Here is a 23,640-nt window from a genome sequence, read left to right as displayed (position 1 = left end):
GGGTGGCCCTCACGCGGGCCCCAAACAACAACAACCCCCCACAACCGCGCCCTGGGGGGCCCCCCCCCGGGGGGGGCCCCCCTCTCTCGTCGCTGTGGCGGCGGCCGTCAGGCACCCGCGCGCGGGGCCGGCGGCAGCGCGGCCGGGACGTGGTGCGTGCCGACCCGCTGCCACACCGACTGCTGGCCGACGCGGGCGCTCTGCGCCCCCGCGCTGTAGGCGCTGTAGGAGCTCCTGCTGCGCGGGATGCTCCTGAAGGACGTGAATCCCAGTTCCTCCTCGCCGCTGCGGTCACCCGGGAGCGATCGGAAGGACCTGACGTACTCGGCGTAGAGCGCGTCGTAGATCGGCGTGGCCGAGGGGCCGCCCTGGCGGTGGAAGGCGTCGTATGCGTACACGTATGTCCAAACGACACCGCGCTGGAAGGGATGCGGCCGGACGGTGACCGCCTGGTGCCACCCGCGCGGACGGGGATCAGGTTCCCGCCAGCGGCAGGGCCGCCGCGACCAGCTGGCCGCCCGCCGCCGCCTTGTCCAGCGCGTCCCGCAGCAGGTCCTCGCGCGGCTGCCGTCCGATCGAACCGACGGGCGCCGCGAACATCAGCACCTGCTGGTGCTTGTTGGCCGCCGTGCGCCAGCCCTCGGTGACCTGGAGGGGCTGGTGCGCCTGCCACCAGGCCACCGGCCGGCCGCCGTCCGTGCCCGGCTGGAGCACCGCGTGCAGCTGGCCCATCGCGAGCAGCACCGACCAGCCGTGCAGCACGGTCGGCGTGGTGGACAGCTCGGTGACCGGCAAGAAGCCCTGCTCGATGAGGAGCGGCAGGAAGTCGTCGCCGGCGCCGGCCGTGCCGGGGCGGGCGATGGGGGCGGTGGGCTCCACCACGAGGGCCGGGTGCAGCTCCCCGGCGATCAGGATCAGTCCGCTGGTGACGCCGAGCACCGCCTGCTCGGGGGCCACCTTGTCGGGGGCCGCCTGCTCGGGCCGGTGGCCGACTTGCTCCGGCTGGGGGCGGGCCTGGTCGGCGTTGATGGACCGTACGGCCCCCTGGAGCTGCTCCTCGGTGACCTTGACGACCTGCGAGGGCAGGCAGCCGGCGTGGGCGAAGGCGAGGACGGCCGTCTCGTCGCCGATGAAGAGAACGGTGCTGGTGCGCTCCTGTTCGCAGTCGCCCGGGGTGCGGCAGGACGTGCAGTCGTAGCTGCCCGGGGCCGACTCCCCGGCGAGCAGGCGGTCGGCTTCTTCGTCGCCGATCTCGGCGCGTACGTCGTCGCTGACGTCGAGCATGCGCGGCACGGGTGGCTCCCTCGGGATGCGGTACGTGGCTGGACCGGGTGGCTCCCGGGCCGTGATCCGGGCGGTCCCCGGCTCATGCAGAAGACAACGGGCGACCTGCGGCGGGAGTCACGCCCCATGGCCAACGGAATCGGAGCGAGCGACGCGTGTGGCCGACTGTCGGCCCGAAACGCCGGGTGGTGCCCAAGTGGGCGTCCCCGTATCGGTGTTGGGGCGGCCGGAGGGATTCCGGTCGCCGTGCCCGACGGTCGACAAATCGGGAAATCAGCGAATGAACCGGGTGACTGAAAGCGCGGCGGTCGTGACCACATCGCAATCGGACACGGACAACCAGAAGGCGGGGTTCCGGGTCTAACCGGACGATGGGACAGCCAGGGAGGAACCTCACCGCATGACGCCGCAGACCCCGCCGGCCGCCCCGTTGCGCGCCGACTGCATCGGCGACTCCGCGGGCGGTCTGACCTTCGACGTCGCCGCGCACGGGGACTTCGGGACGCCTCTGCTGATCCTGCGCCGCCGCGACGCCGAGTCCGAAGACACGGTGAGCCTCCCGCTCGCCCCGGCCGCCGAGGGCCGGCTGCGCGCCGCGCTGCCCAGCAGCGTCGCCCTGCCCGAGGGCCGCTGGGACGCCTACGCGCGGGTGTCCGACCAGGAACAGCCGCGTCGCCTGGTGCCCGGCGTCACCGACCTGCGCTCCCTGGCCGACCGCACCCCCAGCGGACTGCTCGGCCACGTCGCCGTCCGCATCCCGTACGCCACCCGGCAGGGCAACCTCACCGTCCGCAGCTGGCTGCGCGCCCCGCACGCCGAGTCCCGGGAGCTGCGCCTCGCGGACGACGGACTGACCGTGCGCGGGCGGGTCTACGGCACTCAGCTCGCCCACGGAGCCCACGCCGAGGCACGGGCCCGGCCCGGCACCGGTGAGGGCGGCGTGCGCCGGCTGGAGCTCACGGCCGACCGGACGGAGTTCGGCTTCACCGTGCCCTACGGCGAGCTCGTGCCGGGCGACTGGGACCTGTGGCTGCGGCCCGCCGGCACCCTCGGCCCGGCCGTCCGGGTCGCGCGGCTGCTGGACGACGTCGCCGACAAGCAACCCGTCCTCACCTATCCGCGCACGCGTGTGCGGACGCGGTGCGGCCTCGTGGAGGCCGGGCCGTACTACACCCGGGACAACGACGTCTCGGTGTCCGTCACCGCTCTGGAGCCGTGAACCTGTGAGCGGACGATGTGTCCGCTGTGCGGATACCTGATATCCGCAAGCCAGTTCGGTGATGCTCGAACGCGGAATGCGGCCAGTCTCCCGGGGCTCTTCACGTGCCTTTTCCGACCGCCTTCCGACCGTCTATTCGATGAGTCGGTGAGACGCGCGGTAATTCACCTGACATGCCCGCGGAAGGTGCCGGAAACCATCCGTCCGGGTGTCGGGCCCGAACGAAACGCGGCCCATGATCCTGTGACAGAAATGTGACCGGACGGGCGTTGGTGAGTCCGCTTACCGGCCTGGGCTTCCCCGCTCGGGGAGCAGGGCATAGCGTGACGGCATGGCACCGATTCCGACACCCCCGGCCGAACCCCAGGACAGCCCGGACACCTACGTGGGCCTCGAATCCCAGGCGGCCGAACGGCTCGCCCGGGAACGCGGCTGGTCGACGGTGCGGTCATTGGCGCCGGGGACGGTCATCACCATGGAGTACCGCGTGGGACGCCTCAACTTCGAGGTGAAGGACGGCCGCGTGGCCCGCGCCTGGAAGGGCTGACGCGCGTCAGCTCCCCGACAGGGGGCGCGCGGCCGGGGCCGTGTTGCGCGGGTGGCGGTCGGCGTGCGGTGGCCGGCGGCTGCCGGCCGGGGTCACCGGAGTACGGTCCGAGCGGGTGGTGTGCGGGCCCGGCGCCAGGTGCACGGGCGTCCGGGTCCGGGGAGCGGCGACCGGCTCGAGCACCGGGGCCTCGTCCGGTCCGGGGGCGGCCGGAGCGGGGGCCACGGGCACACTGACCGGCTCCTTCGCCGGCTCCGGTCGGCGGAGGCGGGCGTACCAGCGGTCGCGCAGGCCGAGGATCCGGGCCTCGGCACGGGTGATCAGCGGCTCGAACCAGGGCAGCGCCAGCAGGATCAGCAGCCCCGCCGCCCAGCCGAGCAGCACGTCGCTGAGCCAGTGCGTGCCGAGGTAGACGGTGGACATGCCCACCCCGAGGGAGACGACCGCCGACAGGGCCGACAGCCATCGGCGCGCCCTCGGCGTCGAGGCCAGGTAGGCCAGGATTCCCCAGGTCACGACGGCGTTCGCGGTGTGACCGCTCGGAAATATATCGCCGCCGAGCCACATCTCGTTCGAGCCGATCGTGGTCGCGTAGTGCGGTCCGAGCCGGCCCATGCCGATCTTCGCGGCGCCGACCGTGACGTTCAGCAGGAGGAGGGACACCCCGAGCGCGAGCAGGGGGCGCAGGGTGTGCTGCCGCCAGGAGCGCCAGCCGAGCCAGGCCGCCACCATCACCGCGGTGGGGCCGCGCTGGCCGAGGACCACGTAGTAGTCGACGAACGCGTGGATCTCCGGCCACTGCTGGTACGGCCGGAAGAACATGACCTGCCAGTCGAGCCGGACCAGCCACGAGGTGATGAGCACCGCCCACACGATCGCGAGGTAGAACGCGAGGGTTCCGGCGAACAGCGCGATCCGGTGCCGGCTCATCTCCGGCACATCAAGGTGGACCGGCCGTTCCGGCTCCCGGTCGAGTCTCGCGAACACCCGGTCCAGACGGGTGTGGCTCCGTTCGGTACGCACCCAATCGACGTTACAGCGAGTGAGGAGTGATCCCCGCCGAATCAACGGCTTTGTGATGACGATGTGATGTGGGATTCCTCTCAGGTGGTGGCCTATTTCCGAGGAATCCGCAATCCGGTCCGGCTGCGGACTTCAATTCCTTTGATCGGTCCGGTCGGCGGTTTTATCGTGCTTATGAATTCGTTCACCGAATGCTGGTGCGGAATTGACCCGGTGGTCACCGTGCGTTTCGGCAGGTCAGGGCGGTCCGGAGCCGTTCAGCCAGAATGCCCCGTACACCGCCGACGCCGCCGCCGCACCGCTCACGACCAGCGCCGACCTGGAGGTTCGCAGCCGGGCCAGGGCCAGCGCGAGCGGCAGCAGCAGCGGGAAGGCGGGCAGCAGCAGCCGCGGTTTCGAGCCGAAGTAGCTCGACGCGCACAGGGCGAGGGTGACGACGACGCCCGTGTACACCAGCAGCGGGAGCGGCTGGCGCTGCCGTACGCAGACGACGTACAGCCAGAGCAGGAGCGCGACCCCGGCGACCAGGGCGACGCCCGCCAGGGCCGCCGGGAACGACGTGAACTTGTCGCCGACGAAGCGGGCGAAGGCCGCGCCCCCGTCGAAGCCGTTGCGCCAGCCGGCCTGGACGTCGAGATAGCCGAGGGGGCCCTTGCCGGTGCGGTGGCCCACCCACAGCACGTATCCGGCGGCGCCCAGGGGCGCGAGGGCCATGCCGAGCACCCGCCGCGCGCCGTCGCCGAGGGCGCCTTCCGGGCCGCCGTCGTTCCGGCCGCGCGCGAACGCCACGACCGCGGCCGCCCACACCGCCGCCGCCACCGCGAGCCCCACCGGCCGGGTCAGCCCGGCCAGCGCGGCCAGCAGCCCCGCCGTCACCCAGCGCCCGGTCAGCACCGCGTACAGCGACCAGGCGGCCAGCGCGGTGAACAGCGACTCGCTGTACGCCATCGACTGCACGACCCCGACCGGCAGCACGGCCCACAGCAGCACCGCGCAAGCGGCGGCCCGGCGTCCGTACACGTGCTCCGCGACCGCGAAGATCCCCCAGGCCGCGGCGAGCGAGGCGATGAGGCTCACCACGAAGCCCGCGTCCGCGTACGACAGGGGCGACACCGCCGCGCCGAGCCGCTCCAGCCAGGGCAGCAGCGGGAAGAACGCCAGGTTGGAGTGCACGTCGCCGTTGGGCAGGCGTACCTCGTACCCGTAGCCCAGCTCGGCGACCCTGGTGTACCAGAGGGAGTCCCAGCGGGCGGTCAGCAGCGTGTACGCGCTCTTGTCGCGCGCGGCGCTCCACAGGGCCAGGGCGAGCAGGCCCAGGGCGCGTACGGCCGCGTAGCCGAGGAGCGCCGGGGCGGCCCGGCGCAGGGCACCCGGGCGGCCCGCCGTGCGCGTTTCAAGATCGGTCACGGGCTCGATTATCCGCCGGGCGCCGGAGCGGCCGGACGGCCGGGGCGGACGGGTCCGCGGGCGCAGTGGCGCATGCCACACGGGTCACGCGGAATGTGTGAGGCCCACCACGTGTGCGGTGCTCGCTCTCGCGTACCCTGACGAGTCACTCGCGTTCCGTCGCGCGGCCCGGAGACCCCGCTCCTCTCCGGCCGAGCCGCCGGGGAGTCCCCACCCCGCGGCCCGCCGGACGCGAGGGAAAATCTTGGAGGTACGTACATGTCCGGGACGACCACGGCTGCCGCCGCGCTGCGCCGTCGGGCGGCCGGGGCCGGTGCCAACCGCTGGGTGGTTTTGGTCGTCCTCTGCGCCAGCCTGCTGCTCGTCGCCGTCGACGCCACCGTGCTGCACGTGGCGGTCCCCGCCGTCACCGAGGACCTCAGGCCCGGCGCGATCGAGCTGCTCTGGATCGTCGACGTCTACCCGCTCGTCTGCGCCTCGCTGCTGATCCTCTTCGGCACGCTGGGCGACCGGGTGGGCCGCAGACGGGTTCTCCTCCTCGGCTACGCCCTCTTCGGCGTCGCCTCCGCCCTCGCCGCCCTCGCGGACAACGCCCAGGTCCTCATCCTGGCCCGTGCGCTGCTCGGCGTCGGCGGCGCGATGATCATGCCGGCGACGCTCTCCATCCTGCGGCAGGTCTTCCCCGACCGGCGGGAGCGGGCGCTGGCCATCGGCGTCTGGAGCGCCGTGGCCGCGGTCGGCGCGGCGGTCGGGCCGCTGCTCGGCGGCTTCCTGCTGGAGCACTTCTGGTGGGGCTCGGTCTTCCTCGTCAACATCCCGCTGATGCTGATCAGCCTCCCGGTGGGGCGGCTGCTGCTGCCCGAGTCGAAGGGCGACGGCGCCGGCCCCTGGGACGTGGTCGGCGCGCTGATGGCGGCGGCCGGGCTCTTCGGGCTGGTGCTGGGCGTGAAGCGGCTGGGCGGTGGCGAACCGGTGGCCAGCGCGTTCACCGTGCTGCCACTGGTGGTGGGCGCGGGCCTGCTGGCCGCGTTCGTACGGCGGCAGCGGCGGCGCGCGCATCCGCTGGTGGACCTAGCGATGTTCCGGCGGCCGGCGTTCAGCACGTCGGTGGGGTGCATCGTGCTGGCGATGCTGGCGCTGGTGGGCCTGGAACTGATCGCGGCGCAGTACCTGCAACTGGTGCTCGGGCTGTCCCCGCTGGAGACCGGGCTGAGGCTGCTGCCGCTGACCTTCGCGGCGATGGCGGCGGGGCTGGCGGGCGCGCGGATGCTGCGGCGGTTCGGGCCGCGGCGGATGGTGTGCGCGGGGTTCTGCCTGACGGCCTTCGCGGTGCTGCTGCTGACCGCGATGGGCCGGGCCGACAACTGCGCTCTGCTGGTCTGCGGGTTCGTGCTGCTGGGCTTCGGGCTGGAGACCACTCTCTTCGGGGCGTACGAGTCGATGCTGAGCGAGTCGCCGCAGGAGCAGGCCGGCGGGGCGGCGGCGATCGGCGAGACGTCGTACCAGCTGGGCGCCGGGATCGGGATCGCGCTGCTGGGCAGCGTCATGAACGCGGCGTACGCGCCCGGGCTGACCGGGGGCGTGCCCGGGGTGCCGGCGTCGGCGTCGGCGTCCGCGGGGCATTCGCTGGGGGAGGCGTACGAGGTCGCCGCGCAGCTTGGCGGGCCCGCGGGGGCCGCGCTGCGGCGGGCCGCGGGGGACGCGTTCGTGCACGGGCTGCATGTGACGTTGGTGGTGAGTGCGGGGTTGTTGTTGCTGGGGGCGGTGATGGCGTTGCGGCTGCCGCGGGTGATGCAGTGCGAGGCGGTTGCCGTGCCGGCGCCGCGGGACGCGGTGGAGTCGCGCGTCTCGGTGTGACCGCCGGGTGGGAGACGGGCATGGTGGACGCGCGGCACCGTGCGTCGTAACGTCGGCACGAGAACCGTGACTAGCAGCGCTAGTTTTGAACAGCTCCGGAGGGTGTTCCATGGCCGCGTCCCCCAAGTTGCCCGCCTTCGACCCCGCCGACCCCCTCGGCGTCGACGACCTCCTGGAGCCGGAGGACCTGGCCGTCCGGGACACCGTGCGGGACTGGGCCGCCGACCGCGTGCTGCCGCACATCGCGGACTGGTACGAGAAGGGCGAGTTGCCCGGTATCAGGGAGCTCGCGCGCGAACTCGGCTCCATCGGCGCGCTCGGCATGTCGCTAGACGGCTACGGCTGCGCCGGCGCCAGCGCCGTCCAGTACGGACTGGCCTGCCTGGAGCTGGAGGCGGCCGACTCCGGCATCCGCTCCCTCGTCTCCGTGCAGGGCTCCCTCGCCATGTACGCCATCCACCGCTTCGGCAGCGAGGAGCAGAAGCAGGCGTGGCTGCCGCGCATGGCCGCCGGCGAGGTCATCGGGTGCTTCGGGCTCACCGAGCCCGACCACGGCTCCGACCCCGCCCACATGGGCACCCGCGCCAAGCGCGACGCAGGCGGGGACTGGGTGCTCAACGGGCGCAAGATGTGGATCACCAACGGGTCGGTCGCAGGTGTCGCCGTCGTCTGGGCGCAGACCGAGGAGGGGATCCGCGGTTTCGTCGTGCCCACCGACAGCCCCGGATTCTCCGCGCCCGAGATCAAGCACAAGTGGTCGCTGCGGGCCAGCGTCACCAGCGAGCTGGTCCTGGACGACGTACGGCTGCCCGCCGACGCCGTACTGCCGGAGGTCACCGGACTGCGCGGACCGCTCAGCTGCCTCACGCACGCCCGCTACGGGATCGTGTGGGGGTCCATGGGCGCGGCCCGCAGCTCCTTCGAGGCGGCCGTCGAGTACGCGAAGTCGCGGGAACAGTTCGGGCGGCCCATCGGTGGCTTCCAGCTCACCCAGGCCAAGCTCGCCGACATGGCGGTCGAACTGCACAAGGGGATTCTGCTCGCCCACCACCTGGGGCGGCGCATGGACGCCGGCCGCCTGCGTCCCGAGCAGGTCAGCTTCGGCAAGCTCAACAACGTGCGCGAGGCCATCGACATCTGCCGGACGGCGCGGACGATCCTCGGCGCCAACGGGATCTCCCTGGAGTACCCCGTGATGCGGCACGCGACGAACCTGGAGTCGGTGCTCACCTACGAGGGCACCGTCGAGATGCACCAGCTGGTGCTGGGCAAGGCGCTCACCGGACTCGACGCCTTCCGCTGAGAGCCCGGCCGGGGGGGCGGGGCCGTGGTGTGCGGCCCCGCCTCAGCTCTGGTTGAAGAAGCCGTCGGAACGGTGCGCGGCGGGCTCACCGCTGATGACCTGGGTGTCGGCCGGGCTCAGCAGGAACACCCGGGTGGAGACCCGCTCGATCGAACCGCGCAGGCCGAAGATCAGCCCGGCCGCGAAGTCGACCACGCGCTTGGCGTCGGCCCCCTCCATGGCCGTCAGGTTCATGATGACCGGGACCCCGTCCCGGAACAGCTCGCCGATCGACCGCGCGTCCCGGAAGCTGTCCGGGGTGACGGTCGCGATGCGGCGGCCCCTCTCCTCGGCCACGTCCGAGGCCACCTTGACGCGCGGGTCGGTGACCCAGGCGTCGCCGGGCTCGTTGCCCTCGGAGTAGTCGTCGTCGTAGTAGCGCTCGTCATCGTTGTCGTCGACGAGGCCGAGCCACGCACTCGCCTTGCGTACCGATCCCATGGACGCCTCCTCTCACAGCGGTCTTTCGTGCTTCCGCATCCCTATGGTCATCCATGATGCGGACGTCGCGCCAAGTGGATAGACGCCGCGCGGGGGGTTTGTGACGGTACTGGTGCACAGCGATTCCGTCGAGAGTCCTTGTGTCCCAAGGGTCGTTTCCCAAACGGATGCTGACTGTGAGTGAAATATGATTCTTCTCGGCGTACGGGTGAGAGGGGGTGCGTACGGGTGAACGCGGCGGTCGGTACGATGCCGCAGCTCAGCGTCGTACGCACCACGGGGGAACGTCGTGTTCGGAATCGTCAGGCCGTGCAGGCACCGGCTCGGAGAGAGCCTCACGAGTCAGTGGATGGCGCATTTGTGCGGTCTGTGTCTCGCCCTGCGCAAAGATCATGGGCAGTTCGCGCGGATAGTGACGAACTATGACGGGCTGCTCATATCGGTTTTGACGGAGGCTCAGGCCGAGCGGGGCGGCGCGGGCGCCGGCCGGCGTACGGCGGGCCCCTGCCCGTTGCGCGGGATGCGCACCGCCTCCGTCGCGCACGGCGAGGGCGCCCGGCTGGCGGCGGCCGTCTCCCTGGTGCTGGCCTCGGCCAAGGTCCGCGACCACGTCGCCGACCGGGACGGGATGCTGGCGCGGCGGCCGGTGGCCCTCGCCGCCCGCCGGATCGCCACCGGCTGGGACGCGGCCGGAGCGCGTGGCGGCAGCGCCGTCGGGTTCGACACCGCCCTACTGGTCGACGCCGTGGACCGGCAGGCCGGCATCGAGGCGCTCGCCGGGCCCGGCACGCCCCTGCTCACCGTCACCGAGCCGACCGAGACCGCTACCGCCGCCGCGTTCGCGCACACCGCGCACCTCGCCGGGCGTCCGCACAACGCCGAACCGCTCGCCGAGGCCGGGCGCCTCTTCGGCCGGCTCGCCCACCTCCTCGACGCCGTGGAGGACAAGCAGGCCGACGCCGCGTCGGGTGCCTGGAACCCGCTCACCGCCACCGGCACCCTGCTCACCGAGGCCCGGCGGCTCGCGGACGACGCCGTGCACGGCGTGCGCCTCGCGCTGCGCGAGGCCGAGTTCACCGACGGCCGGCTGGTGCACCGGCTGCTCGTGCACGAGCTGGGCAACTCCGTCGACCGCGCCTTCGGCACCGTCTCCTGCGCGCACGGCAGTCACCCGTACGCCCCTCCCGGGACTCCGGGCGCCCCCCGGGGCCCCGGTGCGCCGGTGCCCCCGGAGCCGCCGCGTGGCAATCGGCGCGGACTGCTCGCCGGGTGCGCGGTGTGGGCGGGGCTGGCCTGTACGTGCCAGCTGTGCTGCGGCACGTACCACGACCCCTGGAGCGGGGAGCGCAAGGAAGGCACGTGCGCCAACTGCGACTGCAGCGGGTGCGGCGACTGCTGCAGTTGCTGCGAGTGCTGCGGCAACTGCTGCGGCTGCGACGGCTGCGACTGCGGCTGCAGTTGCTGAGGCGCCCGGGGAGATCGAAGGTCGTTCAAAGATTGACGGCCGAAAGTGCACTCTTGCGCCGACCGGTCGTTCGGCCGAATACTCCAACCTCAGCGCTTGTCAGGGGCACGACGCGTTCGGAACCCGGACGTCCGTCCCTGACTGCGCCTCACGGGCCCTCAACCCCACGAGAGGGCCCCCGACTTCCTTTGTGGAGGAACGAAAAGTGAGGATCAAGCGCACCACCCCCCGCAGCGGCATCACGAGACGGACTCGGCTGATCGCCGTATCCACCGGCGTCGTGGCCGCAGCCGCGATCGCGATCCCCAGCGCGAACGCGTCCGAGGCTCCCGTCGCCTTCAGCGCCGCCGAGCTGAGCAGCGCCAGCGCCGCGGTGCTCGAGGCCGACGTCCCGGGCACGGCCTGGGCCGTCGACGGCAAGACCGGCCAAGTGCTGCTCACGGTCGACAGCACGGTCTCCCAGGCCGAGATCGCGAAGATCAAGAAGGAGGCCGGAGACAAGGCCGGCGCCCTCAAGATCGAGCGCACCCCCGGCACGTTCAACAAGCTCATCCAGGGCGGCGACGCCATCTACGCGAGCAGCTGGCGCTGCTCCCTCGGCTTCAACGTCCGCAGCAGCAGCGGCGCCGAGTACTTCCTGACCGCCGGTCACTGCACCGACGGTGCCGGTACCTGGTACTCCAACTCCGGACGCTCCACGGTCCTCGGCTCGACGGCCGGGTCCAGCTTCCCGGGCAACGACTACGGCATCGTCCGGTACACCAACAGCTCGGTCAGCAAGCCCGGTACCGCGAACGGCGTGGACATCACCCGCGCGGCCACCCCGAGCGTGGGCACCACCGTCATCCGCGACGGTTCCACCACCGGCACCCACAGCGGCCGGGTCACCGCCCTGAACGCGACCGTCAACTACGGCGGCGGCGACGTCGTCGGCGGGCTGATCCAGACCACGGTCTGCGCCGAGCCCGGCGACTCCGGTGGCCCGCTCTACGGCAGCAACGGCACCGCGTACGGTCTGACCTCCGGCGGCAGCGGCAACTGCCGCACCGGCGGCACGACGTTCTTCCAGCCGGTCACGGAGGCCCTGAACGCCTACGGCGTCAGCGTCTACTAGACCGTCGGTCCGTCGGCGCAAGCGCAGCCAGCAGCACGACGAGTCCCCGCACACCGACCGGTGTGCGGGGACTCGGCCTTTGCGCAAGAGGTGAATTCCGGCCAGCCGTTGGTCTGTTCTGCCGTTCCCCGGTTACTGGCTCGTAGCGTTTGCTGGAGCATTCGTCGCGCGAATCCTGCTGGAAGGGACATGAATGGTGAAGGTCGTGTGTGCGCGCTGGACTTGTCGTGCGCACGTCCTGAAGTCGACCTTGTGTGCCCTCTGTGAGGTTGGAAGAGTTAGCGCTCGTCAACCAGCCTTCCGGCCCGTGAGGTCCCCACAACCTCCCGGGCCGACCCCCCACAGGAGGACGTGAGTTGAAGCACCGACGCATACCCAGGCGGCGGGCCGCCGTGGTTGGTGCGGGTATCACCGCACTGGTCGCCGCGGGAGTCACCTTCCAGAGTGCGAACGCCAGCGAGGCCCCGAAGGCTTCCGCGCCCGAGACCCTGTCGGTCACGGCGGCCGGAAAGCTCGCCTCCACGCTGCTCGGCGACCTCGGCGCCGACGCGGCGGGCACGTACTACGACGCGCAGGCGAAGAGCCTCGTCGTCAACGTGCTCGACGAGGGCGCCGCGCAGACCGTCGAGGAGGCCGGCGCCGAGGCGAGAATCGTCGAGAACTCGCTCGCCGAACTGAAGAGCGCGCGCACCACCCTCGCCGAGGACGCCACCATCCCGGGCACCTCCTGGGCGACCGACCCGACCACCAACAAGGTCGTCGTCACCGCCGACCGCACGGTCTCGAAGGCCGAGTGGGCCAAGCTGGCCAAGGTGGTCGACGGGCTGGGCGCCAAGGCGGAGCTCAAGCGGACGAAGGGCGAGTACAAGCCCTTCGTCGCGGGCGGCGACGCCATCACCGGCAACGGCGGGCGCTGCTCGCTCGGCTTCAACGTGACCAAGGGCGGGGAGCCGTACTTCCTCACCGCGGGTCACTGCACCGAGGGCATCACCACGTGGTCGGACTCCTCCGGGAACGTCATCGGCGAGAACGCGGCCTCCAGCTTCCCGGACGACGACTACGGCCTGGTCAAGTACACCGCCGAGGTGGACCACCCGAGCGAGGTGAACCTCTACGACGGCTCCTCCCAGGCCATCTCCGGTGCCGCCGAGGCCACCGTCGGCATGGAGGTGACCCGCAGCGGCTCCACCACCCAGGTGCACTCCGGCACGGTCACCGGCCTGGACGCCACCGTGAACTACGGCAACGGCGACATCGTCAACGGCCTGATCCAGACCGACGTCTGCGCCGAGCCCGGCGACAGCGGCGGCTCGCTCTTCTCGGGCGACCAGGCCATCGGCCTCACCTCCGGCGGCAGCGGCGACTGCGCCTCGGGCGGCGAGACCTTCTTCCAGCCGGTGACGGAGGCCCTGTCGGCCACCGGTACGCAGATCGGCTGAGCATCACCCGCACCTGAGAAGTACCTCCGAGGCACCGCTGAAGTCCCGTCCCGCGCGCGAGGGGCGGGACTTCCGCGTGCGTACGTGCGGTCAGCCGGCCTGCGTGGGCAGCTCCGGCTCCTGTCGCCGGACGCGCAGCACGGCGGCCAGCAGCGTGATCAACGTCCCCGCGACCGCCCACGCCCACAGCACCAGCAGGGGGACGGTCTCGGCGTTGCCCTTGAAGTAGGCGATCGAGCGGGCCGTCCAGGTGCCCGCGCCCGGCGGCAGCCAGGGGCCGATCTCCTTCCAGAACGGCGGCAGCATCGGCAGCGGGAAGGCGCCGCCCGCGCTCGGGTTGCCCGCGATCACCACCAGCAGGATCGCCAGCCCGATGCCGACGATCCCGAAGACGCCCTGGAGGGCGAGCGTGGCGGCGCCCACCGCGAAGGTGATCAGGGCGCCGAGTCCCCACAGGTCCACCACGCTGCCGGGCAGCGCGCCCAGGATCGGCCCCACGATCACCGCACCGCCCAGCCCGCCGACGATCGCGACCAGCGCCATCACGATCAGCCGGATCGCCGCGCGGAGCGGGTTGGCCGGCCGGGCCCCGGTGCTGATCGCCAGGATCGAGGCGCACAGGTAGCCGCCGACGCACCAGCCCACGACCAGGTAGAAGGACGACAGCCCGTCGAAGTCCCGGGGCGAGGCCGGGGCCACGTCGACGGTCCGCACCGTGCGGCCCTCGGCCCGCTCCACCTTGGAGACCAGTCCCTCCAAGGCGGTGGCGAGGACGGTGCCGCCGCCGGAGGCGACCAGCAGGGTGTCCCTGGTGCCGCCCTGGTTCACGATCAGGGCGCCGTCGATCTCCCGGTCCATGATCTGCCGCCGGGCGCTCTTCTCGTCGGCCACCGTGCGCGGGTCCAGCGGCGACCCGGGCAGCCGCTCCAGCCTGTCCACCGTCCGCTCGGCCGCCGCCCCGGGTGCGACCACCCCGAAGGGCACGTCCTTCGGCTTCGGGTCGTGCAGCGCCCCCACGTAGGAGGCGATGAACAGCAGCTGGAGCGCGAGCACGCCGAGCACGAGCAGGGTGGCCCGCGGGGTGACGGCGTCCTTCACCTCGCTGAGGAAGGAGCCTCTGCGGCGGTCGGCGACCGGGGTGTGCGACATGTCCCCACGGTCCGGGCCTGCGGGCGTTTGCGCAGGTGGGACGGGGCCGAACGGATGTCGCACACGCATTCGAAATTTGGTCTATGGTGGGGGTGAGGTAGTTGGGAACAGGTGTTCGACAGGGCATCGGTTCATGAGATCGGGAGGTGCGTGTGCCGGGTTTCACGCATCTGCACACCGTCTCCGGGTTCTCCGCCCGCTACGGCGCCTCCCACCCGGAGCGGCTGGCCGAGCGTGCCTTCGAACGGGGCATGGACGCCCTCGCCCTCACCGACCGCGACACCCTCGCGGGCACGGTCCGCTTCGCCAAGGCCTGCGCGAAGGCGGGCGTCCGTCCGCTGTTCGGCGCGGAGCTGGCGGTGGCCGCCCCCGAGTCCGGGGCCGCGGGCCGCACGGAGACCTCCGTACGCCGGGACCGGCGCCGCGCCCCCGTGCGCGGAGGCGCCTTCGTCGACGAGTCGACCCCGCGGGTGACCTTTCTCGCCCGCGACGGCGCCCGCGGCTGGGCCGACCTGTGCCGCCTGGTGTCCGCCGCCCACACCACCCCCGACACGCCTCTGCTGACCTGGGCCGACAATCACGCCGACGGCCTGACCGTGCTGCTCGGCCCCGACTCCGACGTCGGCCGCGCCCTTGCCGCCGGCCGTCCCGACCGCGCGGCGAGGCTCCTCGCCCCCTGGCGGGAGGTGTACGGCGACGCCCTGCGCCTGGAAGCCGTCTGGCACGGCCGCAAGGGCACCGGCCCCGGCTCCCTGCGGCTGGCCGCCCGCACCGTCGGTTTCGCTGCCGAGCATGGCGTCCGCCCGGTGCTCTCCAACGCCGTCCGCTATGCCGACCCCGGCCAGGGGGAGGTCGCCGACGTCCTGGACGCCGCCCGCCGCCTGGTCCCCATCGACGCCACCAAGGAACTGGACTCCGGCGAGGCCTGGCTGAAGGACGCCGGTGCTATGCGGCACGCCGCCGAGCGGATCGTCGAGTCCGCCGGCTTCCGGCGCGACACAGCCCACCGCCTGCTGGAACAGACGCAGGCGACGGCCGCCGAGTGCCTGGTCGACCCCGAGGACGACCTCGGCATGGGCGCCGTCCACTTCCCCGAGCCGCACCTCGTGGGTGCCGGCCGCCGCACCGCCCAGCGCGCGCTCGCCTCCCGGGCGGCGGCGGGCATGGTGCTGCGCGGCTACGACCGGCGGCGCGATCACCGGACCTACTGGGAGCGGATGCACCACGAGCTGGACATCATCGCCCACCACGGCTTCGCCTCGTACTTCCTCACCGTCGCCCAGGTCGTGGACGACGTGCGGCACATGGGCATCCGGGTCGCCGCGCGCGGCTCCGGCGCGGGCTCGCTCGTCAACCACCTGCTCGGCATCGCGCACGCCGACCCGGTCGAGCACGGGCTGCTGATGGAGCGCTTCCTGTCCAAGGAGCGGGTGGTGCTGCCCGACATCGACATCGACGTGGAGTCCGCCCGCCGCCTGGAGGTCTACCGCGCGATCATCGGCCGGTTCGGCACCGAGCGGGTCGCCACGGTCGCCATGCCGGAGACGTACCGGGTGCGCCACGCCGTCCGTGACGTCGGTGCCGCCCTGTCCATGGACCCGGCCGAGATCGACCGCGTCGCCAAGTCCTTCCCGCACATCCGCGCCCGCGACGCCCGCGCGGCGCTGGAGGAGCTGCCCGAACTGAGGGAGCTGGCGGGGGAGAAGGAACGGTACGGCAGGCTCTGGGAGCTGGTCGAGGGCCTGGACGCCCTCCCGCGCGGCGTCGCCATGCACCCCTGCGGCGTCCTCCTGTCCGACGCCTCCCTGCTCTCCCGCACGCCGGTCATGCCGACCAGCGGCGAGGGCTTCCCGATGGCCCAGTTCGACAAGGACGACGTGGAGGACCTCGGGCTGCTCAAGCTGGACGTGCTCGGCGTGCGGATGCAGTCGGCGATGGCGCACGCGGTCGCCGAGGTGAAGCGGGCGACCGGTGCCGAGGTCGACCTGGACGCCGTACCCGAGGGCGACCCGGCGACGTACCGGATGATCCGGTCCGCCGAGACGCTGGGCTGCTTCCAGATCGAGTCGCCGGGCCAGCGGGACCTGGTCGGACGGCTCCAGCCGTCGACCTTCCACGACCTCGTGGTCGACATCTCGCTCTTCCGGCCGGGGCCGGTCGCCGCCGACATGGTGCGGCCGTTCATCGAGGCCCGGCACGGGCGGGCACCGGTCCGCTACCCGCACGAGGATCTGGCGGAGCCGCTGGAGGGCACCTACGGGGTCGTCGTCTTCCACGAGCAGATCATCGACATCGTCGACATCATGACCGGCTGCGGACGCGGCGAGGCGGACCGGGTGCGGCGCGGTCTTTCCGACCCGGAGTCGCAGGGGCGGATCAAAGTGTGGTTCGCCCAGCACGCGGCGGCGAACGGATACGACGCGGAAACGATTCAGCGGACGTGGGAGATCGTCGAGGCCTTCGGGTCGTACGGCTTCTGCAAGGCGCACGCCGTCGCCTTCGCCGTGCCGACCTACCAGTCGGCGTGGCTGAAGGCCCACCACCCGGCCGCCTTCTACGCCGGGTTGCTCACGCACGACCCCGGCATGTACCCGAAGCGGCTGCTGCTCGCGGACGCGCGGCGGCGCGGGGTGCCGATCCTGCCGTTGGACGTGAACAAGTCGGGGGTCGCACACAGGATCGAACTGGTGTCTGAATCGCGGTCCCGGAAGGCCGCCGTGTGGGGCCTGCGTCTCGCCCTCTCCGACGTGCACGGCATCAGCGAGGCCGAGGCGGAACGCGTCGCCGAGGGGCAGCCGTACGCCTCCCTGCTCGACTTCTGGGAACGAGCCCGCCCCAGCAGGCCGCTGGCCGGACGGCTCGCCCAGGTCGGCGCGCTGGACGCGTTCGGCGCCAACCGCCGCGACCTGCAACTGCACCTGACCGAGCTGCACCGCGGCGCCCGGGGCGGACGCGGTGACCAGCTCCCCCTGTCGGGCGGCCGCAGGACCGCCTCCGCCGGACTGCCCGACCTCACCTCCGCGGAGAGGCTCAGCGCCGAACTGGGCGTGCTCTCCATGGACGCCTCGCGCAACCTGATGGACGACCACCGCACCTTCCTGCGCGAGCTGGGCGTGGTGCCGGCCAAGCGGCTGCGCGAGGCCCGGCACGGGGAGACGGTGCTGGTCGCGGGCGCCAAGGCGGCCACCCAGACCCCGCCGGTCCGCTCCGGCCGCCGGGTCATCTTCTCCACCCTCGACGACGGCTCCGGCCTGGTCGACCTCGCCTTCTTCGACGACTCGCACGACGCCTGCGCGCACACCGTCTTCCACTCCTGGCTGCTGCTGGTGCGCGGGGTGGTGCAGCGGCGCGGCCCGCGCAGCCTCAGCGTGGTCGGCTCCGCCGCCTGGAACCTCGCCGACCTGCTGGAGGTCCGCCGGGAGGAGGGACTGGAGGGCGTCGCGGCCCGGCTGGCCGGAGCGGACGGAAGCCGGGAGGGCGACGATTCCGAGGGCGGCCCGGCGCGCAGTCGTCTCGCCGGTTCGGACGGGCGGCCCGCGCCGGCCGGGTCCGCGGCCCAGGACCCGATGGAGCAGCGGAGGATCCGCATGTCCACCGGGTACGAGATGCACCCCTGGGCCGATCTGCGCCCCGCGGGCGAAGGGCCCGCGGTCGGAAGGAAGTTGTGGCACCAGAGTCCGGGGAGTGCGGGATGACCATCCTCTGCGTACGTTTCCAGCTGCCGCCGATGTACGAGGCGGCCCTGCCCCGGCTGCTCGGGTTGCTGGAGGAGTTCACGCCGGTCGTCGAGGCGCTGCCCCCCGACGGCGCGCTGGCCGACCTGCGGGGCGCCGAGCGGTACTTCGGGCGGAACGCCGTGGAACTGGCCTCGGTGATCCGCGTCCGCGCCCTCGCGCTGTACGGCGTCGACTGCGTGACCGGCGCCGGTCCGGGCCCGATGCTGGCCCGCATGGCCCTGCGGGACGCCCGGCCGGGACTGACCCGCGCGGTGCCCGAGGGCGCCGAGCGGGAGTTCCTCTCCGGCAAGCCGGTCGCCGCGCTGCCCGGCGTCGGCACCGCGACCGCCCGCACTCTGTGCGAGTACGGCCTCGACACCCTCGGCCGGGTCGCCGCCGCGCCCCTGTCCACGCTCCAGCGGCTGGTCGGCGCGAAGGCCGGCCGCGAGCTGCACGAGAAGGCGCAGGGCGTCGACCGCGGCCGGGTGGTCCCCAACGGCGTCTCCCGGTCGCTGGCCGCGGACCGCCCCTTCGACCGCGACGAACTCGACCCCGGCCGCCACCGCCGCGCCCTGCTGTCGGCCGCCGAGGAACTGGGCGCCCGGCTGCGCGCCGTGGACAAGGTCTGCCGCACCCTGACCCTCACCGTGCGCTACGCCGGCAGGTCGGCCACCACCCGCAGCCGTACCCTGTCCGAACCGACCGCGCACTCGGCGGCCCTGACCCGGACCGCGTACGACATGTACGAGGCGCTCGGCCTCCAGCGCGCCCGGGTCCGCTCGATCGCCCTGCGCGCCGAGGGTCTGGCCCCCGCCGAACAGGCCTCCCACCAGCTCACCTTCGACCCCGTGGACGAGAAGGTCCGCCGGATCGAGGAGGTCGCGGACCGCGCGCGGGCGAAGTTCGGGCCGCGGGCGGTGATGCCGGGGTCGCTGGCGGCGTGAGGCGGCCGGTGCGGGTCAGTTGGCCCACGGGGGAGTGAGCACCGTGCCGTCGGCCAGCTCCGCCGTCAGGCCGACGGAGGTGGTGACCCAGGAGGTCGCGGTCCGGTCGGTGGGGTTCTCGACGGCGAAGGCGGCACCGGCGTTGACGATCACCGTGTCCCCCGCGGTGACGCGCTCGGTGCGGCCGTCGAGGGTGATCAGCAGCTCGCCGGTGAGCAGGTGGAAGACCTCCTCCCGGCTGACGGTGTGCGCGGGTGCCTTCGTGCCCGCCGGGATCTCGCCCCGCCAGGCGCAGAGTTCCTCGCTGCCGGTGCGGGGGCCGGCGTACGAGACGAAGCGGGTGCCGTGGATCTCGTGGGTGACGCCTTCGGACGAGCGGACGACGGGCATGTATGTCCTCCAATATCCATGGTCAAGTAGCTTGACTAAATTTCCCGTCCATAGTCAAGCTGCTTGACCAAAACGTCAAGGGTGTTTCAATGCCACCGTGCAGAACACCGACGCCATGGCCCTGACCGCCGGCCTGCTCGCCGCGGCCGGCGGTCTCACGCAGCGCATCCACGAGGGTGTCGTCGCCCGCGGCTTCGAGGGGGTGCGTCCCGCGCACGGTTTCGCCTTCGCCCGGCTCGCCCCGGACGGTGCGACGGTCACCGATCTCGCCGTGCACCTCGGGATGACCAAGCAGGCCGCGAGTCAGCTGGTCGAGGAGCTGGACCGCAAGGGATACGTCGAACGCCGGCCGCATCCCGCCGACGCGCGCGCCCGGCTGGTCGTGCTGACCGAGGCGGGGTGGGCCTGTACGCGGGCCGCCGGGGAGGCGGCGGCGGAGGCCGTGGGCGCCTGGGTCGACGTGCTCGGCGAGGACGGGGTGCGTGCGCTGGCCGACGGGCTGCTGCGGGTGGCGCCAGGCGGGCCGGTCCGGCCCGCCTGGTGACGCCGTCGGTGCTGGTTAGCGCTGGAAGTTTTTACTGACGCGTAACTTCACACTTGCACTACTCGCCCGTAACTTGACGGGTGAACAGCATCCCGTGATCCGGATCACAGGGCGTCCCGCCATCGAAACTCCCCTGCCCCGCAAGGAGATCACCCGATGCTGCCCTGGAGACGCGCGCTCAGACCCCTGACCGCCCTGCTGCTGACCGCCGCGGCCGCCCTGCTCCCCGCCGCCACCGCCCACGCCGCGGACGCGCGCCCCAGCTCCGGCTGGAACGACTACTCCTGCAAGCCCTCCGCCGCCCATCCCCGCCCCGTCGTCCTGGTCCACGGCACCTTCGGGAACTCCGTCGACAACTGGCTGGGCCTCGCGCCCTACCTGAAGAACCGCGGCTACTGCGTCTTCTCCCTCGACTACGGCCAACTGCCCGGCGTCCCGTTCTTCCACGGACTCGGCCCGGTCGACAAGTCGGCGCAGCAGCTCGCCGCCCACGTCGACAAGGTGCTCGCCGCCACCGGCGCGGCCGAGACCGACATCGTCGGCCACTCGCAGGGCGGCATGATGCCCCGGTACTACCTCAAGTTCCTCGGCGGCGCCGCCGAGGTGAACGCCCTGGTGGGGATCGCGCCCAGCAACCACGGCACCACACTGTCCGGCCTCACCAGCCTGCTGCCGTACTTCCCCGGCGTCGGGGACCTGCTGAACGAGCACACCCCGGCCCTCGCCGACCAGGTCGCCGGCTCCGGCCTCCTCACCAAGCTCAACGAGGGCGGCGACACCGTCCCCGGCGTCCGCTACACCGTCCTCGCCACCCGGTACGACCAGGTGGTCACGCCGTACCGCAGCCAGTTCCTGGACGGGCCGGGGGTCCGCAACGTCCTGCTGCAGGACCTGTGTCCCGTCGACCTGTCCGGGCACCTGGCGATCGGGCTCTTCGACCGGATCGCCTTCCACGAAGTGGCGAACGCCCTGGACCCGGCGCACGCCACGCCCACCACCTGCGCCTCGGTCTTCGACTGACGGCACACCCGGCACACCACGCGGGGCTCGCCCGGCCTGAGCCGCCGGACGAGCCCCGCGTCCCCCGTCGCCCGGGGTCAGCCGCTGTGCCTGCCCCCGGCGGCCCGCCGGCGCACCGACGCGAACATCACGGCCGCGCCGACGGCCAGGGCGGCGGCGCCGCCGACCGCGAGGTAGGGGGTGGTGCTGTCCCCGCCGGTCTCGGCGAGGTTCTCGGTGCCCGCGCCGGCGGCCTTGACCTCATTGGGCGCACCGGCCGCGGCGGCCTCGGGAGCCGCGTCGGAGGCCTCGTCCCCGGGGGCCGGGGAGGCGGGGTCGGCCGGGTCCGTCGTCGTCTCGGCGTCCTGGTCACCGTGGCCGTGGTGCTCGATCGTCGACTTGTCGGCGGCGGCCGCGATCTGTTCCTCGGACGGAGCGGACGCCTCGGGGGCCGGAACGGCGGCGTCCGCGGAGTCACCGGACGCGGAGTCGCCGGCCGCCGTGCCGTTGTCGCCCCCGCTCCCGCCCGCTCCGCCGAAGGAGATGTCGGAGCAGGAGTAGAACGCCTCCGGGCTGTCAGAGCGCTGCCACACCGCGTACAGCAGGTGCTTGCCGGAACGCTCGGGCAGCTTCCCGGCGAAGGTGTAGAAGCCGCCCGAGGCCGCCGGGTCGGTGGCCGTCGCCACCGGTGCGGACAGGTCCAGGTCGCCCCAGCCCAGCGGCTTGGCGGGGTCGTAGCCGGGCTTGGTGATGTACACCTTGAAAGTGCCCTTGTGGGGGGCCGTCACGCGGTACTTGAAGGTGTACGAGCCGCTGCTCACGCTGGTCGCGGGCCAGTCGGCGCGGGCCAGGTCCATGCCCTTGAACGCCGGGTCGTTGGCGCTGCACAGCTTGCCGTCCGGGATCAGTTCCTGGTGCTTGCCGGCGGCGTTGCCGATGCGGATGCCGTTCCAGTCGTACAGCGCCTGGGTGCCGCCGGCCGCGACGGCCGCCTTGCACGCGTCGGACTTCGGGTTCTCAGGTCCCTCGGCGTGGCACTGCGACACCCGGCTGACCGGGTCGCCCATCGAACCGTGCGCGGACGCCGGAGCGGCGGCCAGGGTGGTCAGGGCGAGCGGGGCGAGGCCGGCGACGGCGACGGCGGCGACCCTGCGGGGCGCGGACGGTGCGGGCATGGGGAACTCCTCGAAACGGTCACTGGGGATGCGGAACTCGGGCCGGAACCCGTGGGGTTGATCAGCAAGCTAGCCCCAAGAAACCGTGAATTCGCCTGCTGGAGGCGGGTGACGGAGATCCTTATGGTCGCGTTAAGGGAGTGCTCAGGCTGGGCTGAGGTAGCTACCGTTCGCGGCATGGGAGAAGAGCAGATCCGGCAGGCGGTCGTCGAGGACGTACCGGCGGTGAGGGCCGTGACCGACGCCGCCTACCGCCCCTACATCGAGCGCATCGGCCTGGTGCCGCAGCCCATGGAGGCGGACCACGCGGCGAACGTGGCCGCGGGCAAGGTGTTCGTCATGGGCGGACCCGGCACGGACGTCGCGGGCCTCGTCGTCGTGGAGGCGTACGCGGACCACCTGTTCCTCGACAGCATCGCCGTCCACCCCGACGCGCACGGCAGGGGCGTGGGGCGGCGGCTGCTGCGGTTCGTGGACGCGCACGCGCGTGCGCTGGGCCTGCCCGGGGTCAGGCTCTACACCAACGCCCTGATGTGGGAGAACCAGCAGATCTACCCGAAGTACGGGTACGAGGTCGCGGAGCGCCGGGTGGACGGGCCCTACGACCGCGTCCACTACCGCAAGCGGCTGCTCTGACGCGTCTCATCGCGACCGGCCCGGTCAGCTGTCCGGCCACCAGGTGCGCGCGATGTCCTTGCGGACCTCCGGGCGCCCCGAGGGACGCTCGTCCGCCTCCTCGCGGACACGGCGGGCGTCGGTCTTCTTCAGGGGCTTCTGCACGGTCAGACGGCGCATGGCTGCCTCCTTACGGATCCACCGGGTTCCGCGTTCTCACGGAGGTAGACCCTTTCCCCGAGACTTGCTCATCGATGCGTCCCTGTCAGTGGCGGTTGTCACGTTCCCGCGCCCCGGCCGCGTTGTCAGTGCCGGGTGTCACCCTGGGCGCATGGACAACGACAGTGACGGCGCGAGCGCGTTGAGTAGCACGCGGGACATCGACTGGGACGCACGGGCCGCCGACTTCGACCACGAGCCGGACCACGGCCTGCGGGACCCGGGCGTGCGCCGGGCCTGGGCCGCGCGGTTGAGGTCCTGGCTGCCCGAGCGGCCCGGCGAACTCCTCGACCTGGGCTGCGGGACCGGCAGCCTGTCGCTCCTCGCGGCCGAGCAGGGACACCGCGTCACCGGTGTCGACCTGTCACCGGCCATGGTGGAGCGGGCCAGGGCCAAACTCGCCGGACGTGACGCGGTGTTCCTCACCGGTGACGCCGGGGCGCCCCCGGTGGGCGAGCAGCGCTTCGACGCCGTGCTCGTCCGGCACGTGCTGTGGACGCTGCCCGACCCCGGCCGGGCCCTGCGGCACTGGCGGGAGTTGCTGCGTCCGGGAGGCCGGCTGGTCCTCGTCGAGGGGGTGTGGGGGACCGTCACCCCGGTCGGCATACCCGCCGACCGGCTCACCGCCCTCCTGGCCCCGCTCGGCGGGCGGGTCCGCCTGGAGCGGCTGTCGGACGACCCGGCGCTGTGGGGGAGAGAGGCGGCGGACGAGCGGTACGCGGTGGTGGCGACACCCGGTTGAGCCGACGCA

Annotated in this window: 22 protein-coding genes; 13 read left to right on the top strand and 9 right to left on the bottom strand. The window is 72.6% G+C overall.

Annotation, left to right across the window (positions count from 1 at the left end):
* Positions 1-107: 107 nt before the first annotated feature.
* A complete protein-coding gene (locus ACFW47_RS20180) occupies positions 108-398 on the bottom strand; it encodes a hypothetical protein (protein WP_386287270.1) in 291 nt (96 codons plus the stop codon).
* Between the two features lie 76 nt (positions 399-474).
* Positions 475-1,293, bottom strand: coding sequence for a hypothetical protein (locus tag ACFW47_RS20175; protein WP_386287271.1), 819 nt, complete (start codon positions 1,291-1,293; stop codon positions 475-477).
* Between the two features lie 391 nt (positions 1,294-1,684).
* Between ACFW47_RS20175 and ACFW47_RS20170 the strand changes: the two genes are divergently transcribed.
* Together ACFW47_RS20170 and ACFW47_RS20165 are read left to right on the top strand one after the other, a co-directional pair.
* Entirely contained in the window at positions 1,685-2,503 is an 819-nt protein-coding gene (locus tag ACFW47_RS20170) for a hypothetical protein (protein ID WP_386287273.1), read from the top strand.
* A gap of 331 nt (positions 2,504-2,834) precedes the next feature.
* Positions 2,835-3,050, top strand: a complete 216-nt coding sequence (locus ACFW47_RS20165; protein WP_386287275.1) for an I78 family peptidase inhibitor — start codon at positions 2,835-2,837, stop codon at positions 3,048-3,050.
* Positions 3,051-3,056: 6 nt separating this feature from the next.
* Here the strand turns inward: ACFW47_RS20165 and ACFW47_RS20160 are convergent, their stop codons facing one another.
* Both ACFW47_RS20160 and ACFW47_RS20155 read right to left on the bottom strand, forming a co-directional pair.
* Entirely contained in the window at positions 3,057-4,073 is a 1,017-nt protein-coding gene (locus ACFW47_RS20160) for a phosphatase PAP2 family protein (protein ID WP_386287277.1), read from the bottom strand.
* A gap of 237 nt (positions 4,074-4,310) precedes the next feature.
* Positions 4,311-5,480, bottom strand: coding sequence for a mannosyltransferase family protein (locus ACFW47_RS20155; RefSeq protein ID WP_386306479.1), 1,170 nt, complete (start codon positions 5,478-5,480; stop codon positions 4,311-4,313).
* Positions 5,481-5,738: 258 nt separating this feature from the next.
* On the opposite strand from ACFW47_RS20155, the gene ACFW47_RS20150 reads away from it, so the two are divergent.
* Positions 5,739-7,337 carry an MFS transporter gene (locus ACFW47_RS20150; protein WP_386287281.1) on the top strand — a complete coding sequence of 533 codons (1,599 nt, stop codon included), beginning with the start codon at positions 5,739-5,741 and terminating at the stop codon, positions 7,335-7,337.
* 109 nt (positions 7,338-7,446) lie between these two features.
* On the top strand, positions 7,447-8,640 hold the full coding sequence (locus ACFW47_RS20145) for an acyl-CoA dehydrogenase family protein (protein ID WP_386287283.1): 1,194 nt from the start codon (positions 7,447-7,449) through the stop codon (positions 8,638-8,640).
* Positions 8,641-8,682: 42 nt separating this feature from the next.
* Here ACFW47_RS20145 and ACFW47_RS20140 read toward each other — a convergent pair whose 3' ends face one another.
* A complete protein-coding gene (locus ACFW47_RS20140; RefSeq protein WP_043374667.1) occupies positions 8,683-9,120 on the bottom strand; it encodes a cell division protein SepF in 438 nt (145 codons plus the stop codon).
* A gap of 289 nt (positions 9,121-9,409) precedes the next feature.
* Between ACFW47_RS20140 and ACFW47_RS20135 the strand changes: the two genes are divergently transcribed.
* From ACFW47_RS20135 to ACFW47_RS20125, 3 genes are all read left to right on the top strand, one after another.
* Complete coding sequence (locus ACFW47_RS20135; protein WP_386306477.1) at positions 9,410-10,585, top strand: DUF5685 family protein; 1,176 nt, start codon at positions 9,410-9,412, stop codon at positions 10,583-10,585.
* A gap of 205 nt (positions 10,586-10,790) precedes the next feature.
* Positions 10,791-11,699: a S1 family peptidase gene (locus tag ACFW47_RS20130; protein ID WP_386287287.1), complete on the top strand. Its 909-nt coding sequence runs from the start codon at positions 10,791-10,793 to the stop codon at positions 11,697-11,699.
* Between the two features lie 356 nt (positions 11,700-12,055).
* A complete protein-coding gene (locus ACFW47_RS20125; protein ID WP_386306476.1) occupies positions 12,056-13,138 on the top strand; it encodes a S1 family peptidase in 1,083 nt (360 codons plus the stop codon).
* 90 nt (positions 13,139-13,228) lie between these two features.
* Here the strand turns inward: ACFW47_RS20125 and ACFW47_RS20120 are convergent, their stop codons facing one another.
* The gene (locus ACFW47_RS20120; RefSeq protein ID WP_386287290.1) at positions 13,229-14,287 is read right to left on the bottom strand and encodes a DUF3533 domain-containing protein; all 1,059 of its coding nucleotides are present in this window, start codon (positions 14,285-14,287) and stop codon (positions 13,229-13,231) included.
* 152 nt (positions 14,288-14,439) lie between these two features.
* Here ACFW47_RS20120 and ACFW47_RS20115 point away from each other — a divergent pair, with 152 nt between their 5' ends.
* Both ACFW47_RS20115 and ACFW47_RS20110 read left to right on the top strand, forming a co-directional pair.
* Positions 14,440-17,982: a DNA polymerase III subunit alpha gene (locus ACFW47_RS20115; RefSeq protein WP_386306475.1), complete on the top strand. Its 3,543-nt coding sequence runs from the start codon at positions 14,440-14,442 to the stop codon at positions 17,980-17,982.
* Positions 17,979-18,947 carry a hypothetical protein gene (locus ACFW47_RS20110; protein WP_386287293.1) on the top strand — a complete coding sequence of 323 codons (969 nt, stop codon included), beginning with the start codon at positions 17,979-17,981 and terminating at the stop codon, positions 18,945-18,947. The genes ACFW47_RS20115 and ACFW47_RS20110 overlap by 4 nt, the downstream gene beginning before the upstream one ends.
* 15 nt (positions 18,948-18,962) lie before the next feature.
* Here ACFW47_RS20110 and ACFW47_RS20105 read toward each other — a convergent pair whose 3' ends face one another.
* On the bottom strand, positions 18,963-19,337 hold the full coding sequence (locus ACFW47_RS20105) for a cupin domain-containing protein (RefSeq protein ID WP_386287294.1): 375 nt from the start codon (positions 19,335-19,337) through the stop codon (positions 18,963-18,965).
* Between the two features lie 97 nt (positions 19,338-19,434).
* Here ACFW47_RS20105 and ACFW47_RS20100 point away from each other — a divergent pair, with 97 nt between their 5' ends.
* Both ACFW47_RS20100 and ACFW47_RS20095 read left to right on the top strand, forming a co-directional pair.
* A complete protein-coding gene (locus tag ACFW47_RS20100) occupies positions 19,435-19,881 on the top strand; it encodes a MarR family winged helix-turn-helix transcriptional regulator (RefSeq protein WP_386287296.1) in 447 nt (148 codons plus the stop codon).
* Positions 19,882-20,037: 156 nt separating this feature from the next.
* Entirely contained in the window at positions 20,038-20,901 is an 864-nt protein-coding gene (locus ACFW47_RS20095; protein ID WP_386287298.1) for an esterase/lipase family protein, read from the top strand.
* Between the two features lie 77 nt (positions 20,902-20,978).
* Here the strand turns inward: ACFW47_RS20095 and ACFW47_RS20090 are convergent, their stop codons facing one another.
* Positions 20,979-22,055, bottom strand: a complete 1,077-nt coding sequence (locus tag ACFW47_RS20090) for a lytic polysaccharide monooxygenase (RefSeq protein WP_386287300.1) — start codon at positions 22,053-22,055, stop codon at positions 20,979-20,981.
* A gap of 177 nt (positions 22,056-22,232) precedes the next feature.
* On the opposite strand from ACFW47_RS20090, the gene ACFW47_RS20085 reads away from it, so the two are divergent.
* Positions 22,233-22,691, top strand: a complete 459-nt coding sequence (locus tag ACFW47_RS20085; RefSeq protein ID WP_386306474.1) for a GNAT family N-acetyltransferase — start codon at positions 22,233-22,235, stop codon at positions 22,689-22,691.
* A 24-nt stretch (positions 22,692-22,715) separates the two neighbouring features.
* Here the strand turns inward: ACFW47_RS20085 and ACFW47_RS20080 are convergent, their stop codons facing one another.
* On the bottom strand, positions 22,716-22,850 hold the full coding sequence (locus ACFW47_RS20080) for a hypothetical protein (protein ID WP_386287304.1): 135 nt from the start codon (positions 22,848-22,850) through the stop codon (positions 22,716-22,718).
* Between the two features lie 151 nt (positions 22,851-23,001).
* On the opposite strand from ACFW47_RS20080, the gene ACFW47_RS20075 reads away from it, so the two are divergent.
* Positions 23,002-23,631: a class I SAM-dependent methyltransferase gene (locus ACFW47_RS20075; RefSeq protein ID WP_386287306.1), complete on the top strand. Its 630-nt coding sequence runs from the start codon at positions 23,002-23,004 to the stop codon at positions 23,629-23,631.
* The last annotated feature ends 9 nt before the right edge of the window (positions 23,632-23,640 follow it).

The sequence above is a fragment of the Streptomyces sp. NPDC058796 genome (assembly GCF_042745235.1).
Classification (GTDB): domain Bacteria; phylum Actinomycetota; class Actinomycetes; order Streptomycetales; family Streptomycetaceae; genus Streptomyces.
This window is presented reverse-complemented; position numbering and strand designations above follow the sequence as displayed.